Origin of the sequence: Terrabacter carboxydivorans (genome assembly GCF_039532035.1) — a bacterium.
In the GTDB taxonomy this organism is placed as follows: Bacteria; Actinomycetota; Actinomycetes; order Actinomycetales; family Dermatophilaceae; genus Terrabacter; species Terrabacter carboxydivorans.
Genome location: NZ_BAAARE010000001.1, coordinates 41,869 through 59,232, shown reverse-complemented (window position 1 = coordinate 59,232; position 17,364 = coordinate 41,869). Strand labels below are relative to the sequence as shown.

Annotated in this window: 15 protein-coding genes; 4 read left to right on the top strand and 11 right to left on the bottom strand. The window is 73.6% G+C overall.

Annotated features, from left to right (window positions below):
* Positions 1–9 precede the first annotated feature (9 nt).
* The 3 genes from ABD297_RS00300 to glsA all read left to right on the top strand — a co-directional run bounded on the left by ABD297_RS00300 (position 10) and on the right by glsA (position 4,320).
* On the top strand, positions 10–1,545 hold the full coding sequence (locus ABD297_RS00300; RefSeq protein WP_344252110.1) for a leucyl aminopeptidase family protein: 1,536 nt from the start codon (positions 10–12) through the stop codon (positions 1,543–1,545).
* Positions 1,542–3,254 carry an AbgT family transporter gene (locus ABD297_RS00295; protein WP_344252109.1) on the top strand — a complete coding sequence of 571 codons (1,713 nt, stop codon included), beginning with the start codon at positions 1,542–1,544 and terminating at the stop codon, positions 3,252–3,254. Before ABD297_RS00300 ends, ABD297_RS00295 begins: the two co-directional genes overlap by 4 nt.
* A gap of 193 nt (positions 3,255–3,447) precedes the next feature.
* Positions 3,448–4,320: a glutaminase A gene (gene glsA / locus ABD297_RS00290; protein ID WP_344252108.1), complete on the top strand. Its 873-nt coding sequence runs from the start codon at positions 3,448–3,450 to the stop codon at positions 4,318–4,320.
* On the opposite strand, the gene ABD297_RS00285 is transcribed toward glsA, so the two are convergent.
* The 6 genes from ABD297_RS00285 to ABD297_RS00260 all read right to left on the bottom strand — a co-directional run bounded on the left by ABD297_RS00285 (position 4,317) and on the right by ABD297_RS00260 (position 10,845).
* Positions 4,317–4,874, bottom strand: a complete 558-nt coding sequence (locus ABD297_RS00285; protein ID WP_344252107.1) for a copper chaperone PCu(A)C — start codon at positions 4,872–4,874, stop codon at positions 4,317–4,319. The two genes, glsA and ABD297_RS00285, sit on opposite strands and share 4 nt — an antisense overlap.
* A gap of 94 nt (positions 4,875–4,968) precedes the next feature.
* Entirely contained in the window at positions 4,969–6,528 is a 1,560-nt protein-coding gene (locus ABD297_RS00280; RefSeq protein WP_344252106.1) for an LCP family protein, read from the bottom strand.
* Between the two features lie 300 nt (positions 6,529–6,828).
* The gene (locus tag ABD297_RS00275) at positions 6,829–7,704 is read right to left on the bottom strand and encodes a response regulator (protein ID WP_344252105.1); all 876 of its coding nucleotides are present in this window, start codon (positions 7,702–7,704) and stop codon (positions 6,829–6,831) included.
* Positions 7,680–9,599 (bottom strand): sensor histidine kinase, encoded by a 1,920-nt coding sequence (locus ABD297_RS00270; protein WP_344252104.1) that lies wholly within the window; start codon positions 9,597–9,599, stop codon positions 7,680–7,682. Before ABD297_RS00270 ends, ABD297_RS00275 begins: the two co-directional genes overlap by 25 nt.
* Positions 9,600–9,653: 54 nt before the next feature.
* On the bottom strand, positions 9,654–10,154 hold the full coding sequence (locus tag ABD297_RS00265) for a pyridoxamine 5'-phosphate oxidase family protein (protein WP_344252103.1): 501 nt from the start codon (positions 10,152–10,154) through the stop codon (positions 9,654–9,656).
* 1 nt (position 10,155) lies between these two features.
* A complete protein-coding gene (locus tag ABD297_RS00260) occupies positions 10,156–10,845 on the bottom strand; it encodes a hypothetical protein (RefSeq protein WP_344252102.1) in 690 nt (229 codons plus the stop codon).
* Between the two features lie 181 nt (positions 10,846–11,026).
* Between ABD297_RS00260 and ABD297_RS00255 the strand changes: the two genes are divergently transcribed.
* A complete protein-coding gene (locus ABD297_RS00255) occupies positions 11,027–11,554 on the top strand; it encodes a universal stress protein (RefSeq protein WP_344252101.1) in 528 nt (175 codons plus the stop codon).
* Positions 11,555–11,562: 8 nt separating this feature from the next.
* Here ABD297_RS00255 and ABD297_RS00250 read toward each other — a convergent pair whose 3' ends face one another.
* The 5 genes from ABD297_RS00250 to ABD297_RS00230 all read right to left on the bottom strand — a co-directional run bounded on the left by ABD297_RS00250 (position 11,563) and on the right by ABD297_RS00230 (position 17,278).
* On the bottom strand, positions 11,563–12,432 hold the full coding sequence (locus ABD297_RS00250; RefSeq protein ID WP_344252100.1) for a glycosyltransferase family 2 protein: 870 nt from the start codon (positions 12,430–12,432) through the stop codon (positions 11,563–11,565).
* 50 nt (positions 12,433–12,482) lie between these two features.
* On the bottom strand, positions 12,483–13,541 hold the full coding sequence (locus ABD297_RS00245; RefSeq protein WP_344252099.1) for a glycosyltransferase: 1,059 nt from the start codon (positions 13,539–13,541) through the stop codon (positions 12,483–12,485).
* Entirely contained in the window at positions 13,538–14,620 is a 1,083-nt protein-coding gene (locus ABD297_RS00240) for a glycosyltransferase (RefSeq protein ID WP_344252098.1), read from the bottom strand. Before ABD297_RS00240 ends, ABD297_RS00245 begins: the two co-directional genes overlap by 4 nt.
* The gene (locus ABD297_RS00235; protein ID WP_344252097.1) at positions 14,608–15,711 is read right to left on the bottom strand and encodes a glycosyltransferase family protein; all 1,104 of its coding nucleotides are present in this window, start codon (positions 15,709–15,711) and stop codon (positions 14,608–14,610) included. Before ABD297_RS00235 ends, ABD297_RS00240 begins: the two co-directional genes overlap by 13 nt.
* A gap of 223 nt (positions 15,712–15,934) precedes the next feature.
* Positions 15,935–17,278 (bottom strand): cation:proton antiporter, encoded by a 1,344-nt coding sequence (locus ABD297_RS00230; protein ID WP_344252096.1) that lies wholly within the window; start codon positions 17,276–17,278, stop codon positions 15,935–15,937.
* Positions 17,279–17,364 lie beyond the last annotated feature (86 nt).

Below are 17,364 nucleotides of genomic sequence, written 5' to 3'. Positions count from 1 at the left end.
GAGCTCGGCGTGAGCACTCCCGCCATGCGCACCGTGGACCCCGTCCCGTCGACCCGGTCGTATGCCGTCGTCGACGTCGTCACGCAACTGCCCGGCGCCGACGAGGTCGGCGCCGTCGCCGTCCCCGTCGCCGAGGGTGCCGAGCCCCCGGCGGAGCTCGGGCACGACGCTTCGGCCCTCGCAGCGGTCGGCTTCACCGGCCGTCGCGGGCAGACCCACGTCCTGCCCAGCGCCGGGCGCGCCCTCGTCGCGGTGGGGATCGGCGCCGTCGACGCGGTCGACGAGGCGGCGGTGCGGGACCTCGCAGCCACCTTCGCCCGCGCCGTGCCCCAGCACACCCGGCTCGCGGTCGAGCTGCCGGAGCGGGAGATCGGGCTGTCCCCGGGGGCGTTCGCGCGCGCCGTCACCGAGGGGGTCCTGCTCGGCCGGTGGCAGTTCCGGATCAGCGACTCCGACGACGGCAGCGCCCTCGAGCGGCTCGTCGTCGTCGCCCCCGCCGCGCACTCCGACGAGGTCGTCGAGGGGGTGCGCCGCGGCGAGCTCCTCGCGCGCGCTGCCGCCCTCGGCCGGGACCTGTCCAACTGTCCGGCCGCGGTGCTCACCGCGACCCGCATGGGGGAGGTGGCGCAGGAGCTCGGACCCCCGGCCGGTCTCGAGGTCGAGGTCGTCGGCAGGGAGGAGCTCGTCGAGCTCGGTTGCGGTGGCCTCCTGGGGGTCAACCTCGGCAGCGTCGAGGAGCCGCGGATGATCCGTCTGCACTACGTGCCGGAGGGTCCGTCACGTGGCCACCTCGCCCTCGTGGGCAAGGGGATCATGTACGACTCCGGCGGCATCAGCATCAAGCCGAGCGACGAGTCGCACGCGCAGATGAAGAACGACATGACAGGCGCCGCGACGGTGCTCGCCGCCATGACGGCCCTGCGCGACGCCGGGTGCCGCACCGAGGTCACCGGCTACCTCATGTGCACCGACAACATGCCGTCCGGCTCGGCCCTCAAACTCGGTGACGTGCTCCAGATGCGCAACGGCAAGACGGTGGAGGTGCGCAACACCGACGCGGAGGGCCGGCTCGTCATGGCAGACGCGCTGTCGCTGGCGGTGGAGCTCGACGTCGACGCGATCGTCGACATCGCCACCCTGACCGGCGCCTGCCTGCGAGCACTCGGCGTCGACATCGCCGGGGTCATGGGCAACTCCGACGCGCTCGTCGAGCAGGTGCGAGCGGCCGGTGCCGCCGTCGACGAGCCGGTCTGGCCGCTCCCGCTGCACCGGGCCTACCGCAAGCAGCTCGACTCACCCATCGCCGACATGACCAACCTGGGCGGGCCCAACGCAGGACAGATCACCGCCGGCCTCTTCCTCGAGGAGTTCGTGGGCGGCAAGCCGTGGGCGCACATCGACATCGCCGGGACCGCCCAGCTGCCCGAGGCCGTCGGCTGGCGCAACACGGGGGCCACCGGATTCGGCAGCCGCCTGCTCGTCGAGCTCGCGTGCGCCTTCGAGCGGCCGACGGAGAGTGGGGGCGCGTCCGGGACCGGGTCATGAGCACCGCCGCTCGGGCCCACGACTCGTCGGGCCAGGGGTCCGACGAGTCGGGCGGCCAGCTGCAGGGGCAGGGGAAGTCGGGCGGCACCCAGCGCTTCCTCGACGCCATCGAGCGGCTCGGCAACAAGGTGCCCCACCCGGCGCTGATCTTCCTCGCGCTCATCATCGGGGTCATCGTGCTCTCGCACGTGCTGCACCTGACGGGTGCGAGCGTCACGACCGACGTCGGCGAACCGGGCTCGGTCCCGGCCGTTCCCGACTACGAGGGCGGCACCACGGTGCCGGGCTACCCCCACCCGCCGACGGGGGCGGTCCCGGACTACCACCTCGAGCGCGAGACGATCACCGCCAACAGCCTGCTGACCGGTGACGGCATCCGGTTCATCTTCACGACGGCGGTGCAGAACTTCAACGACTTCGGCGTCGTCGCGGTCATCCTCGTCGCCATGATCGGTGTCGGTGTCGCCGAGGAGGCCGGCCTCATCGCCGCCCTGATCCGCACGATGGTCAAGGTCGCCCCGCGCGGCGCGATCACCTTCATCATCGTCCTGCTCGGTGGCATCTCGAGCGTCGCGTCCGACGCCGGCTACCTCGTGCTCATCCCGCTGGGCGCAGCGGCCTTCGTCTCGCTGGGACGCCACCCGCTCGCGGGCATCGCGGCGGCCTACGCCAGCGTCAGTGCGGCGTTCTTCGTCAACGTCCTCATCACGCCGGCGGACGGCATCATCACGGAGGTCACGAACGAGACCATCGGTCTCGTCGCGCCGGGCGTCACGCTCAACGTGACGCAGAACTTCTTCTTCAGCACGGCGTCGCTCGTCTTCTGTGCCCTCGTCATGACGTGGGTGACAGAACGGCTGCTCGAGCCACGCCTCGGCAGGTGGGACTCCTCCGAAGCGGCCGAGGAGGCCCCCGCCGAGACGGTCCAGACCGACGAGGAGGTGGCGCTCCAGTCACGCGGCCTGCGGATGTCGCTCATCTGGACGCTCGTCGCGGTCGTCGTCGTGACGCTGCTGACCGCGCTCCCGGACGCTCCGCTGCGCAACCCCGAGACCGGCGAGATCTTCGGCTCCTCACCGTTCATGAGCAGCCTGCTCTTCATCATCTCAATGCTCTTCCTCGCGGCAGGCCTCGGCTACGGCAGGGGAGCGCAGACGCTGACCGGCAGCACCAACGTCATCAATGCCATCGTCAAGACGTTCAACGGGCTGGGCGGCCTGATCTTCCTCATGCTGCTCATCGCCCAGTTCATCGCGTACTTCAACTACTCGAACATCAGCAAGCTTGCGGCGACCGGGCTCGCCGACCTCCTGGAGAGCGCCAACATCGGAGCACTGGCCCTGCTCGTCGGCTTCATCCTGCTCGTCGCCGTCATCGACCTGATCATGCCCGGCGTCATCCCCAAGTGGGCGATCCTCGCCCCGATCTTCATCCCGCTCTTCTACCGGCTCGGCATCGCGCCGCAGACGGTCATCGCGGCCTACCGCGTCGGCGACGGCCCGATGAACGTCATCACGCCGCTCATGGTCTACCTGCCGTTCATCGTCCTCGTCTGCCAGCGGTACGAGCGCAGGTCGGGTCTCGGCACCGTCGTGTCGATGATGATCCCCTACACCGCCATCGTGCTCGTCACGTGGATCATCTTCTTCGTCGTCTGGTACCTCGTCGGGATCCCGTGGGGACCGGGCGCTCCCGTCCACCTCAACTGACACGGGGCGCTGTGGTGGACGTGGACCCGGACGGGCCCTTCGCGCAGGTGTCGACAGGGCAGCTGCCCGAGGACGCCACGGTCCGTGACCTGGTGCGGGCGGCCTACGACCAGCACCGGCACGTCGCGGACGGCCCGTCGCGACCTACATCCCCCAGCTGGCCACGGCGGACCCCGCGTCGTGTGCCGTCTCGGTGGCGTCGGTGACGGGGCGCGCCTTCGAGGTCGGTGACGTCGGGGTCCGCTTCTCGGTCCAGAGCGTGTCCAAGCCCTTCGTGCTCGCCCTCGTCGTCGAGGCCGTGGGAGCAGACCGGGCCCGAAACCTGTTGGGCGCCAACGCAACCGGGCTGCCCTTCAACTCGGTGATGGCGATCGAGCTGCACGACCACCGCACCATGAACCCGATGGTCAATGCCGGCGCCATCGCGACGACGAGCCTGGCGCCGGAGATCGCGGGCACCGGGCGCCCCGACACGACGACGGATGCCGCGTGGGACGTCGTCGTCGACTGGCTGTCGGCGTTCGCCGGGCGCCGTCTCACCGTCGACGACGAGGTGTACGCCTGCGAGTCGGCCACCAACCTGCGCAACCGGGGCATCGCGCACCTGCTGCACAGCTACGGCCGGCTCCACTGCGACCCCGACGTCGCGACCGACCTCTACACGCGCCAGTGCTCGGTGTCCGTCGACGTGCACGACCTGGCCGTCATGGCGGCGACGCTGGCCGACGGAGGCGTCAACCCCCTGACGGGTCGGCGCGTGGTCTCCGACAGGACCTGCGCGCACGTACTGGCCGTCATGGCGACGGCCGGCCTCTACGAGCTGTCGGGCGACTGGCTCTGGGAGGTCGGCCTGCCCGGCAAGAGCGGCGTCAGCGGCGCCGTGGTGACGGTGGCTCCGGGCAAGGGCGGCCTGGCCGTGTGGTCCCCGCCGCTCGACGACGCCGGCAACAGCGTGCGGGGTCAGCTCATCACACGCTCCCTGAGCCGGTCGATGGGGCTCAACGTCTTCGCCTCCGCGGCCGACCCGCACGTCCCACGGCCGGACGCACCACCGGTGCGCGACTAGCTCGTCGCGGGCGCGACGGGCGAGACGGGCGAGACTGGCGAGACGGTGGGCAGGCCGAAGCCGTCGACGAAGACGTTGACGGTCACGCTGCCGGCCTTCTCGAAGCGGAAGGTCACCGGCAGCAGCCGGCCCGCCCGCACGTCGACCTTGAGGTCGACCATCTCGAGGTGCAGGCCCCCGGGGTACTGCAGCGACACGACCCCCGCCGCGGGCACGTCGACCTGCACCGGGCTCTCGGCGCCGTCGGTGCCCTGGCGCATCACGACCTGTCGGGCGTAGACCGTGCTGACCGCTACGAGCCGGTCGGCGGCGGCGCCGTCGTTGGCGAGCGTGGTGAACAGGCCCGTGTTGGAGCCCCCGAGCAGCTTGCGGTCCTCGGGGGCGTCGATGCGGGTCGCGAGCAGGCGCAGGTCCCCGGCCTGTGCGTTGACGCTCGTGCCCCGGGCGGGGTCGGTGATGCGGCCCTGCACCGGGTCCGGCTGCGACGTGCACGCAGCGAGCGGCCCGAGGCTCGCGGTCAGGAGCGCGGCGGTGACGACGGTGCTGGTCCTCATGTCGCCACGCTAGGAGCGAGGCCGGGCGCCCGATTCCCCCGTCGGGGGTGATCCGAGGTGGTCCGGGCAGCCTCACCCCACCGGTCGGCACGACTCAGCACTGCGCATACGGCGTCGTCGTCGGGCTCGGTGTCGGGCTCGGTGTCGGATGCGGTGTCGGATGCGGTGTCGGACGTGGTGTCGGTTGGGCCACGGGTGTCGTCGGCGGCGGTGACGCCGGCCGAGACGCGTCGGGGGTGGTGGACGCCGTGATGCCCCGGCGGACCAGCGCGCGGATCCTGGCGTAGTCGGGGCTCCACGGTCTGATCCCGTCGCCGAGGGTGAGGGAGACGCTGTCGACCGGCGCCCGCTGCGCCCGTTCGGCGAGCAGGGCCATGGCGGGCAGGCTCTGGACGGGGATGTCGATGTAGATGTTGTCGCGGGCGATCCGGGCCAGGCGGGGGTACTCCCGGAGCATCGCGAGTGGGTCGACCTGCTCGACGATGGCCCGGACGACGCAGCGCTGCCGTGCCTGCCGGTAGTCGTCGTTGTCGGCTGCGCGGGAGCGGGCGTACCATAGCGCGTGCTGCCCGTCGAGGTGCTGGCGGCCCGGCCGGAACCACCCGGTGACCCCGACGACGCGGTTGTCGGCCGTGACGTGCCCGCCGATGGGAAGGGGTCCTCCCGTCCCGGCGTCCTTGACGTTGATGTCGAGGCCGCCCATCGCGTCGACGAGGAGCGGGAACCCGCGCAGGTCGATGACGACGACGTGGTCGATGGGCAGCCCCACGATCTGCTGCACGGCGCCACGGACCTCCTCACGGCCGGGCACGATGCCCGGCGCGTAGGCGCCGGGGTGGTCGACGGCATACGCCTCCGCCTCGGCGTAGAGGTTGGTGAGCTGGCACTGTCCCGTCACGCCCGGGGTGTTCTGGGCGCAGGCGCGGTCGGGCTGGCCGAAGTGGCCGGAGGGGTAGCGCGCGCGGAGCGGGCTGTTCGGCGCGAGGGGCGCGTCGAGGAGGTTGCGCGGCAGCGAGATGAGGGTCGTGCGGCCGGACCGGGTGTCGAGGCTCGCGACGATCATCGAGTCGGTGCGGATGCCGACGCGGTCGGCTCCGGCGTCGGAGCCGATGAGCAGCACGTTGAGGCGGGGCTGCCCGGCCCACGGGTCGGCGTCGGGCGAGGTGCTGGGGCCGACTTCGGCGGTGACGCGTGGCCCGGTCCCGGGGCGAGGCGTCGGCGCCGAGAAGACGGCGCCCACGGTGTCCCGGGTGATGAGGGCGTAGTCGACCGCGAGGTACGTCCCGCTCCCGATCGCCCCGACCATGGCCGTGGTGAAGGCGGCGAGCACGAGCGTGCGGCCCCCGCCGAGCCCGCGAGGCCTGGCCTCGACCGCGGTGAGCACGATCGACGCGCACCACACGAGTCCCCAGGCGGCGATGGCGAGCGCCGCCGGGCCCATGAGCTCGGGGTGCGAGACGATCTCGAGCGCGGTGGCGGTGACCCCGCGCGTCAGGACGGAGCGCGCCGCCACGGCGAGGGCGCCCAGCGTGACGACGAGCAGCACCCACCCGAGCCGGCGGCTGCGGGTGCGCGTCAGCCCGGAGCCGGGCAGCACGGTCGCGAGGGCGGTGAGTCCGAGGGCCCGGCCCGACCGCGGCCGCTGCGGCTCCATCGCGCTCCTTCCCCGCCTGCGTCACGCAGGTCACCCACCCTCCATGATGCGCCGGGCAGGCGGGCGGGGCGCCCGAACGGGACGCTCTCCAGGACCTGTGACGGGAGTGTCCTGTTCGTCCTCGCGCCCGCGGGGTACAGGGCACGTGCGGCATCGTCGCCCTTCAACCAGCAGGGGCGGCGGTGTTGTCGGCCCTCGGGCGGACAGCGAGACGGCACCCGCTCGGGGGATCGGGTGCCGCCTCACCATGACCATCGGCGCCCGCGACGATGCGTTACAGACACCCGCGCGCGTATGCCGTCAGGGTCGTCCGCGACGGTCGGCCCACTGGGCGTCGTGTCCCGTGTCGTGCCCCGTGTCGTGCCTGATGTCGTGCCTGGCGTCGTGGTGGTTGGAGTGGTGGTCGTCCTGCTCGGGGTCGTGTCCGTGCTGGGCGCCGTAGACGGCGGCTTGGGTGCGCCGCTCGAAGCCGAGCTTGGCGAGCAGGCCGGACACGTAGTTCTTGACCGTCTTCTCGGCCAGGTGCAGGCGCACGCCGATCTGCCGGTTCGTCAGGCCCTCGGCGATGAGGCCGAGGATCTCCTCCTCCCGGTCGGTCAGGGAGTCGGCCGGCGTCCACGGCCCGGCCCGACCGTTGCGTCGGCCGTGCCCCTGCCGTGCGTCGTGGCCGTCGAGCGACCCGTGCCCGCCGTGGGTCCCCTGGCCCGCGTGGGTCTCGTCGGCCGCGGGTCGGCGGATGCGTTCGAGCAGGCGCTCGACGAGGGCCGGGTCGATGAGGGAGTGGCCGGCGGCGACGTGGGCGACCGCCTCGGTGAGCGACGGGCCGCGGATCTGCTTGAGGAGGTAGCCGGAGGCTCCGGCCATCACTGCCGCGAAGAGCGCGTCGTCGTCGTCGTAGGAGGTGAGGATGAGGCACCGGGTGCCCGGGCTGCTCACCTGGACCTCCCGGCAGACGTCGATGCCGCTGCCGTCGGGCAGGCGCGCGTCGAGGAGGGCGACCTGCGGGGCGAGGGTGGGGATCCGGCGCAGGGCCTCGGCGGCGGTGCCGGCCTCGCCGACGACGCGGAAGCCGTCGTGGGACTCGAGCAGGTCGATGAGCCCGCGCCGGACGATCTCGTGGTCGTCGAGCAGGAAGACCGTGATCGGTGGGGTCAGCTGGTCAGCGGAGCGGTCCATGTGAGCACCGTCCCCCTCTCGTCGGTGGCCAGGGTGCACTCGCCGTGGCGGGCGCGGGCGCGGCTCGTGAGGTTGTCGAGACCGCGGCCGTGGGTGGGCCGGACCGGGCGGCCGGTGCCAGGCGCATCCGTGTGGTCCGCGTCTTCCGGACCCGCTGCGCCCCGCCCGGTGCCCGGCGACATCGCCGACCCGTCGTCGGTGACCTCGACCGTGACGCAGGAGGCGGTCACCGTCACGTGGACGTCGACCTTCGTGCACCGCGAGTGCTTGACGACGTTGGTGAGGCCCTCGCGCAGCACGGCGGTCACGTCGTGCAGCAGCGCCGGGTCGAGTACGGTCGCCACGGGCCCCTCGAGCCGGAGCGCGGGTTCGAAGCCCAGCCCGGCCGTCGAGGAGCGCACGACCTCGAGCAGGACGGCGCGGGCATCCGGGGACGACCGCGCCCCCTGCAGGTCGAAGATCGAGGTGCGGATGCGCCGGATCGTCTCGTCCAGGTCCTCGACGGCCCGTCCCAGGGCCGCGCGCACCGCGGGGTCGGTCGCGCGCCCGGTGACGGCCTCGAGCGTCAGCTCGGTGGCGAAGATCCGCTGGATGACGTGGTCGTGGAGGTCACGCGCGATGCGGTGCCGGTCCTCGAGCATGGCGACACGCTCCTCGTCGCGACGCCCGTCGGCGAGCTCGAGCGCGACGGCGGCGTGGAGCGCGAGCTGCTCGGCCGTCTCGACGTCCGAGGGGCTGAACGGACGGCTGCCGACGCAGCGGGCCACGACGACCGCTCCGCGCACCCCCTCCTCCCCGACGAGGGGGCAGGCCATGGCCGGTCCCCAGATCCCGTCGGCGATGACGGGCGTCAGCGCGGGGTCGAGCGGACCCGTCCCGTCGACGAGCACGACTCGGCGCTCCCGCATCGCCTCGCCGGCCAGCGAGGGGGCGGTGGGGTATGCCGTCCCCTGCAGGTCGTCCGTCTCGACTCCGCGTGCCACCTCGATGACGAGCCGCGACGCGTCCTCCCTGACCTGGTGGGCGGGGGTGGCCGGGTCGCCCTCGGGGAAGTCGAGGGTGACGACGTCGGCGTCGGCGAGCCGGAGCATGGCATCGGCGATGCGCACGAGAACCTCGTCGCCGAGGCCGGGGCGGAGCAGGTCACGGCTGATCTCCGCCGAGGCGCGCAGCCACTCCTGGCGGCGCCGGGACTCCTCGTAGAGGCGGGCGTTCTCGATGGCGACGCCGGCGCTCGCGGCCAGGGCGACGACGAGGTCCTCGTCGTCGGCGCTGAAGTCCGACCCGTCGACCCGGTCGGTGAGGTAGAGGTTGCCGAAGACCTCGCCCCGCGAGCGCACCGGCACCCCGAGGAAGCCCTGCATGGGCGGGTGCGCGGCGGGGAAGCCGGCCGAGCGCGGGTCGTCGCCGATGGTGTGCAGCCGGATCGGCTCGGGCTGCTCGATGAGCGCGCCGAGCACCCCACGACCGGTCGGGAGGTGGCCGATCCGCTCGACGGTGTCCTCGTCCATGCCGGCGTGGATGAACTGCTCGAGCCTGCCGTCGGGCCCGATGACCCCGAGTGCCGCGTATCGGGCACCGGCGATGGCGCGCGCCGCCTCGACGATCCGTCGCAGCACCCCGGGCAGGGCGAGCTCCGAGACCACGGAGCGGTTGGCGGCGAGCAGGCCCCGCAGGCGGTCCTCGGCCGAGTCCCGGGCGCTCGCCGAACCCTCAGGGCCGGCTGCGGTCCCCGGACCCGACGAGTCGGCGGCAGTCCGAAGGAGCGACGAAGACGACGAAGTGGATGAATCGGAGGGGGAGGTGACACGCTCGACCATCAGCGGGCCGTCCGCGAACGGCGCGCTGCGCGCCCGGAACGTCGGGGCGTCGCGCACGTCGACGTCATGTGTCAAGGCTAGGCCCGTGCCCGGCCCCGTGGGGTGTTCTGGGCAGGTTGGTCCCGGCTCTCAGTGAGTGCCTCGCCGGGCCGCGGACGGCACTCGCTGCGAGCCGAAGGAGCGTCCGGTCAGGCGCTCGACCGTGATCCCGATGAAGACGTTGCGCACGCCACCGGCCCAGGGCTCCGCACCGTCCACGGTCCACAGGTGGGTGAGCAGGGCCGGTGAGGCCACGGCCTGGGCACGGCCACGGGCGATGACGCTCCACCCCGTGTGGGCGCTCGCGTCGAGGTCGTCCACCTCGAGCACGACCTGCGTGGGCCGGACGAGCTCGGAGAGCACGCCGAACGGGGAGGTGCGGAAGACGATCATGTCGGCGACGCAGGCGTAGCTGACCGGGAGGATCTGCGGGCCGTGCCCGGCGTTCCAGCCGATGCGTCCGATGTCGCGGGAGTCGAGCAGCAGCTGGCACTCCCCGGGGGTCAGGTCGACGTAGTTGATCCGGCGGTTCGTCCGTGGGGCGTGTGGTCTCTCGGCGTGCTCCGCCGCCCGCGAGCCCGAGGTCGACATGTCAGCTCCCCGAGGCGTGGCCGGCCGCGGCCAGCCGGTGGGTGCGTCGGCCTCCGTGGCCCTCTCGTCCGACGTCCCGGTCGCCGTCCCGGTTGGCCGGCCGGCCGAGCTCGGGGGCCGAGAGCGGTCGGGCCTCGGGCGTGGTGGCCAGCAGCATGACGCGACAGCGGTCCAGCTCTGCGCGGACGCGGGCCAGCTCGGTGCGCAGCTCGAGGAAGTGGACGAGGTGGTCGCCGACGCTTCGGGCCCACGCGTCGACGGCACGCCAGTCGGCGCACCACGTCATCGGGATCGTGGAGGCCTCGTCGTGGTGCTGGTCGCTCTCGAACCGGTCGACGCCGTCCTGCGCTGCTGTCTCCGGGTCGTCCGGGTCGACGGGCAGAGGCCACCCACCGTTCGAGTGGCTGACCCGCAGGCGATGGACGGCGACCACGAGGTCGAAGCCGTTCGTCGTCGTGACGGCCACGCTCGGACGGCACGCCACGCGATGACCGGCTCGGGTCAGCTCGTCGGCGACCGCGGCGGCGATGGCCTCGTCGATGCCGGCCGTCGTGGCGGCGAAGGACGGTGCGGCCGCGGGCGAGGGGGTCGTCGGGACCGACGGCGCGCCGCCCACCTCTGCAGAGGCTCCGGGCGCAGTGGTCTCGTCGAGCGGCTGCGGGGTGGAGTACGTGATGAGGACCGTGCACATGGTGCTCTCCCAGGTCGTAGCCGCCGGTCGCGGCGCTGCGTCGATGGTGCACAGGTCGTGACGCCCGCGGGTACGGCCGAAGGTCGTGCCGCGGACGGGACCAAGGTCCCGGATCGGACAGGACGGATGCACCTGCCGCCCCCCGCGACCCGGGCGCAGGCTGGGAGCAGAGGTGAGCCCCATGGACGAGAGGACACGCCCCGATGGCGGGCCGACGGCTGCCGGCGTCACACCGACGGCAGCACGCGTGGAGGTGGGACCCGACGCACGTGTGCCCGGGCGGAGGGCCCGGATCGTGGTGGGGGTGGACGGCTCGAAGCAGAGCCGCATCGCACTGCGGTGGGCCTGTGCCGACGCGCGCGCCAAGGGTGACCGGGTCGTCGCGGTCGCGGTGTGGCACCTCTACCCGCTGGCGCCGCCCGACCGTGTCGGTGCGTCGCCGTGGTGGTTCACGGCCGACCCCCAGGAGGCCACGGCGGCCTACCTCGGGGAGGTCGTGGACGAGGTCGCCGCCGACTTCCCCGACGTCGAGATCGAGCAGCAGGTGCTCTCGGGCCACGCCGCCGAGGAGCTGATCCACCTCTCGGCCGCGGCGGAGGAGGTCGTGCTCGGCGCGACGGGCAGCGGGGGCTTCGCCGGCATGACGCTCGGCTCGACGAGCAGGGCCGTCCTCGAGCACGCCCTGAGCACAGTGGTGCTCGCGCGCTGACCAGCCGGCTAGCCCGGCGCCGACGAGTGGGCGTGCCAGCTCCCGTCTGGCGTCCGGCGCGCGAGCCCGCGTGCCGCGAACTCCTCGAGCCAGCCCTCCATCGGCCACCACCCCCAGCGCTCGGCGAACCGGTTGGCGTTGGCGACGATGTCGTCGACGTGCTGCACCGGCGGCGAGGAGGTCGGGTGGTGCTGGTGGTGGGCCCGGGCCCCGCCGACCCACAGCAGGCGGCCGCCGGCCGCGCCGAGGCGCTGCCCGAAGTCGGTGTCCTCTCCTCCGTAGCCGACGTAGCCCTCGTCGAACCCGCCGACCGCGTGCCAGTCACGCACGGTGAGGGCGAAGGAGAGGGACCAGAAGAGGCGCAGGTCCGACGCCGGACGCACGTCGTCGGCGGCCAGGACCGGGCGGGCCGGGTGGGGGGAGGCGAGGTCGGTCAGGGCCGCGAGCCCGAGGTCCCGGTAGTCCAGGCCCGCGGGAGCAGGCGGCAGGTAGGCCACCTCGCCGGCGAGGACCGTCGGGCCTTCGGCCGGCGCCACGTCGGGGAGGTGGTCGTCCGGCGAGGCCAGCACCGCGGCATACCTCCCCACCAGCCCGGCCGACGGGATGCAGTCGACGTCGAGGAGCACGACCCGGTCGGCTCCGGCCCGGGCGGCGACGTCGACGCCGAGGTTCCGAGCGGCGGCGAGCGGCAGGTGGCCGTCGTGACGTGAGGTCTCGGCCACGTGCAGGTCCCAGCCGCCCCGGTGCTTCCGGGCGACGGCCTCGACGTGCGGGTCGTCCATCGCGACGACGACGTGGGCGTCGGGCGGGCAGCTCTGCCGGCGCAGGCCCCAGAGCTGGCGCTCGAGGTGCTCGTGGCGCCCGTGCACGATCGTCACGACGGCGAGGCTGCCCCCGCCGGCAGCGGCGGAAGGAGCCGGACCGGGGCTCACGACGCAGCCCGCTCCATCGACCGGCGGTGACGGTCGACGAGCGCGTCGAGCCGCGCGGCCGCGACGGCGGCGCCGTTGCCGGTGGACCACCGGCGCCAGCCCTCACCACCCCGAGCGACGGCGCGGTCGAGCAGCCCGGGCCAGGACTCGGCACGGGGCCAGGTGTCGACGCCGACGGCTGCGCCGAGCCGCTCGACCGCCCGGGCCGTGGCGACCTGCTCGTCGAACGGGCGGGGCTGGGCCACGACGACCGCCGGCCGACCTGCCGCAGCGACCTCGGCCACGGAGTTCTGGCCGCCGTGGGTGACGACGACGTCGGCCGAGGCGAGGTCGGACCACAGGTCGGGGGAGGGCGACCCGGGCCCTCGCTCGACCCACTCCCACCCGGGTGTCGCTGCCCGCGCGGCGGCGACCTCGGCGGCCGACGTCCCGCGTCCGCCACCTCCCCACAGGAGCAGGACGCGGCGCGGACGCCCGGGCGCGCCGGGCCCGTCGGGCAGGGCACCCTCCGGCACGGCGACCCGTCCCGGGGCTCTGCCGTCGAAGCGCGACAGACCGCCGACGGCCCAGAGCTTCGCGTGCCAGGCCGCCGGCCAGCCGTCGGTGTGCGCGCCGTCGGGCCACGGTGCGAGCAGGGCCTCGGCCAGGTCGTAGGCGAGGGCGTGGGGCCGGTCGGTGCGCACGCCCGGCATGGCGAGCACGACCACCGGCACGCCGCAGAGCCGGCTCAGCACGGCGATCTCGACCGACACGTCGACGACGACGAGTGCGGGGTCGGTGCGCCGGATCCACTCGGCCACGGCGGCGCCGCGCCCCGCGAGCCCGCGGTCGTGCCGAGGAGCCCAGTGCAGCACCCCGAGCGCGGTGGCATCGGCCGCCGCGGCGTCGGCGGCCGGCAACGCGTCGTCCCGATCCAGCTGCACCCAGTCCCCGTCCCAGCCGGCAGGCCGCGGCAGCGAGCTGAGGCCGGTCACGGGGGACCGCAGTTGCTCGGCCAGGGCCTGCAGCCGGGTGAGGTGACCGAGGCCCTGGTGGTGGACGTAGTAGCCGATCACGCGGCACCGGCCAGCTCGGCGAGCGACCGGTAGACGTCGAGGTACGCCTCCACCATGCGGTCGACCGAGCAGGCGGCCACCGCGTGCTCACGGCAGGCGTCCCGGTCGAGCCCGACGGCTCGTGCCACGGCCTCCGCCGCCTCGTCGTCACCCGCGCCCTGCGGCACGAGCACCCCGACGCCGGGCACGACGAACTCGCGCAGGCCGCCGCGGTCCAGGGCCACCACGGGGGTGCCGCAGGCGAGCGACTCGGCGGCCACGAGGCCGTAGGGCTCGTCCCACTCGGGCGTGACCAGGGTGGCGGCACTGGAGCCGACGAGGGACACGAGGCCCTCGGTGTCGAGGTGGCCGACGTAGGAGATGTCGTCGTCGAGCTCGCCGGCCACGTGCCGGGCGAAGTAGGCGGCGTCACCCACCGGGCCGGCGATGCGCAGGCGTCGGCCGGCGGCGCGGGCGATGGCGACGGCGCGGTGCGGCGCCTTCTCGGGCACGATGCGGCCGACCCACACGAGGTCGTCACCGCCGGGCCCGGCGACCCAGCGCCGGACGTCGACACCGTTGTGGACGACGTCCGCGGACGCGACGTGCGACCAGGACCTCGCGGTGTGCTGGCTGACCGCGACGTAGTGCCCGCGCCGCGCGACGTTGCGCGAGCGGGCATCGATGGCGATCGCCGGCTCGAGCCAGGGCGTGGGAGGGGTGTGCAGGGTCGTCAGGACCGGTGCGCTCAAGGAGTGGGCCATCGCGACGGGCAGGTGGTGGAGGCTGTTGTTGTGGACCACGTCGATGTCGTCACGGCGCTGGAGGGCGAGCATCACCTGCAGGTAGGCGTGGTGCTCGCGCAGCCAGGCCTCGGGCACCATCGACACGTCGGCGCGAGCCGTGTCGCTGAGGCGCAGCGGCGTGACGTCGAGCTCGGTGGCGCCGAGGGCGGGGTCGCTGCCCGGGCCGGCGAAGAACGTCACGTCGACGCCACGGTCCCGCAGGCCGCGGACGAGGTGCCACGTCAGGGACTCGAGGCCGCCGGCGAAGGGCTCGGCGATGGGGTGCCGCGACGACCCGAGGACTACGACGTGCACGGCACACCTCGCTGCGCGACGTCGGCCAGCACCGCGGCATACACCTGCTCGTGGACGCGAGAGATCTCGAGGCGCTCGCGGCGGCGCTGCTCGGGATCGGCCCGCCACGACGGGCGGTCGCGGTAGGCGCGCAACAGCGCCTCGCGCAACGGCGGGGCGCCCCTCCCGCTCTGCGCCGGCGCCGGGCCCGGCACGGCGTAGAGGATGCAGGGCCGCTGGTCGGCGTAGTAGCCGCAGTCGGGGGCCAGGACGGTCGTGCCGAGGTCGTGGCAGGCCTCGAGCCAGCCGGAGTGCGTGCCGAACCGGTAGGGCAGCACCGACACGTCGAGGGACTGGAGGTAGTCCCAGAGCTCGTCGTCGGTGAAGTAGTCGTGCACGTGCAGGTCGATCCGGCCGTCGTCGGCGAGCTCGCGCAGACGCGGCTCGAGCTCGACGGCGTGGCGAGGGTTCCCCGGTGTCATGACGTCGGTGTGGGCGTCGACGCGCAGGCGGGCGCCCGGGAGCCCGGGCAGCGCGGCGACGATCTCCTCGATGACGGGCAGGGGGTCCATGCTCGCGCGCAGGCTCTTGGCGTGGACGCCGATGACGAACCCGGCGTGCGGCACCCGCCCCTGCGAGAGGCGCGGCTCCTCGACGACGTGCGGGTGGGGGACGACGAGCGCCTCGCGGCCCCATCGCTCCGCGATCTCGGCAGCGGCCCCGGCGGTCAGGGTCAGCACGGCGTCCGCGGCACGGACGAGGACCCCGAGCTGGGCGTCGTGCAGTCCCGGCTCGGCGTGGTGGGGGTTGCGCAGGTCGTGCACGGTGACCACGAGGGGCTTGCCGTGGCGCCGCAGGCTCCCGACGACCTCTGCGAGGTCCTCGGGCGACACGGCGTCGAAGCCGAAGTGCACGTGCATGACGTCGAACTCGTCCGCGTGCCGGTCGACCCAGCCCGGCTCGAGCATCCTCGGGGGCCACCACTGCGCGTCCGGGACGTCGGCGCGCGGGCGGGGGTCGGCGAGGCGGGTCACCGTCGTCTCTCCGTCGGGCGGCGCGAGGTGCCGGACGTAGACGTGGCCTGCAGGGACGGATGCGATGACGGGACTCAACCGGTTGCCTCTCGGTGCACAGCCGACGCTACCGATCGAGGGGGCGTCGGCGCGGGGTCGGGGCCGCTGATCTGGAGCCTCCGTCCAGTCCCATACCCCACGGCGCCGGATGCACACCCGTAGACCCGATCCTGCCGGGATGTAGCGCGAAAGTGCCTGAAATGCGGTGGTATGCCGTGTGCACCGTCCGGGCGCCGAGCTGCGTCGGCGCGGGGCCGGGACCTCAGGCGGGCCGGGCCCGACCGCCCCGCTCCCTGCGGCGCTCGAGGTAGCGCATGACCGGCGTCGCCAGCGTGCCGTGCACCATGACCGACAGCAGGATGGTGAAGGCCACGGTCGACCAGAGCCAGCGCTCCTCGGCGAACGGGTGCTCGCCGGCCGCGAAGGCGAGGTAGTAGAGCGAGCCGATGCCGCGGACGCCGAAGAAGGCGGTCGCGAGCGTCTCCTTGTGGCCGAGGCCGCCCGGCAGCCCTGCCGGACGGGCCCGCAGGCGCAGGCTGACCCAGCCGGAGAGGGGCCGGAGCACGAAGACGAGCGCGAGGGCGATGACGACGCCGCGCCAGTCGAGCTCGTCGAGCACGCCCTTGGTCATGCTCATGCCGAGCATGAGCAGGATGATGAGCGTCAGCAGCCGCTCGAGCCGCTGGACCACCTCGTGCATCGAGCGGTGGTAGTGGTGGTTGCGCTCGGCGGCGCGCAGGGTCATGCCGCAGGCGAAGACCGACACGAAGCCGTAGCCCCCGACGAGCTGGCTGACGCCGTAGGTCATGACGAGGGCCGCGAGGGCCAGCAGCGGCTCGCCCTGCTCGGCGAGACGCAGCGAACGCCGCGGGGACCGGAAGGCGACGCGGGCCAGGCCCCAGCCGACGGCGACACCGGCAGCGACGCCGACGACGACCTTGCCCACGAGGTCCCAGGCGAACCACTCCAGACCCCAGGACCCCACGGACGCAAGGCCGCCGGCGGACGCCATCAGGACCGCGGCCGTGACGAAGGGGAAGGCCAGCCCGTCGTTGAGACCGGCCTCGGAGGTCAGTGCGAAGCGCACGTCGTCCTTCTCGTCGACGGGCTCGCCGAGCGCCTCGCCGTCGTCGTCATCCGGTTCCTCGACGCGGGGTCCCTCCACCTGGACGTCACTGGCCAGCACGGGGTCGGTGGGGGACAGTGCGGCGCCGAGCAGGAGCGCTGCCGCCGGTGCGAGCCCGAGCCCCCAGCCGAGCAGGGCCACGGAGGCGATGGTCAGGGGCATCGCGAGCGCGAGCAGCCGCCACGTCGGCGACCACGTGGCCCAGGCCGCCCGGCTGCGCCATTCGAACGAGCGGTCGATGGCGAGGCCGACGCCCATGAGGGCGACGAGGATCGTGAACTCGGTGATCCGCTCGACCTGCGGACGGATCACGACGGGGTCCAGGCGCATTCCCTCCGGCAGGGGCAGCAGGCCGATCCCCATGCCGAGGACGAGGAGCACCATCGCGGCCGACACGGCATACCGATCGAGCACGGAGGGGAGCACCGCCGCGAGGAACATCGCGACTCCGGCGATGAGGTAGATCAGGTTGACGGACATGACGACACGCGGGTGCTCCTCGAGGTTGGCCTCATTGTGACGTACCCGTCGGGGCAGCACGCCGGTCGCCGTGGCCGCCCGTTCGG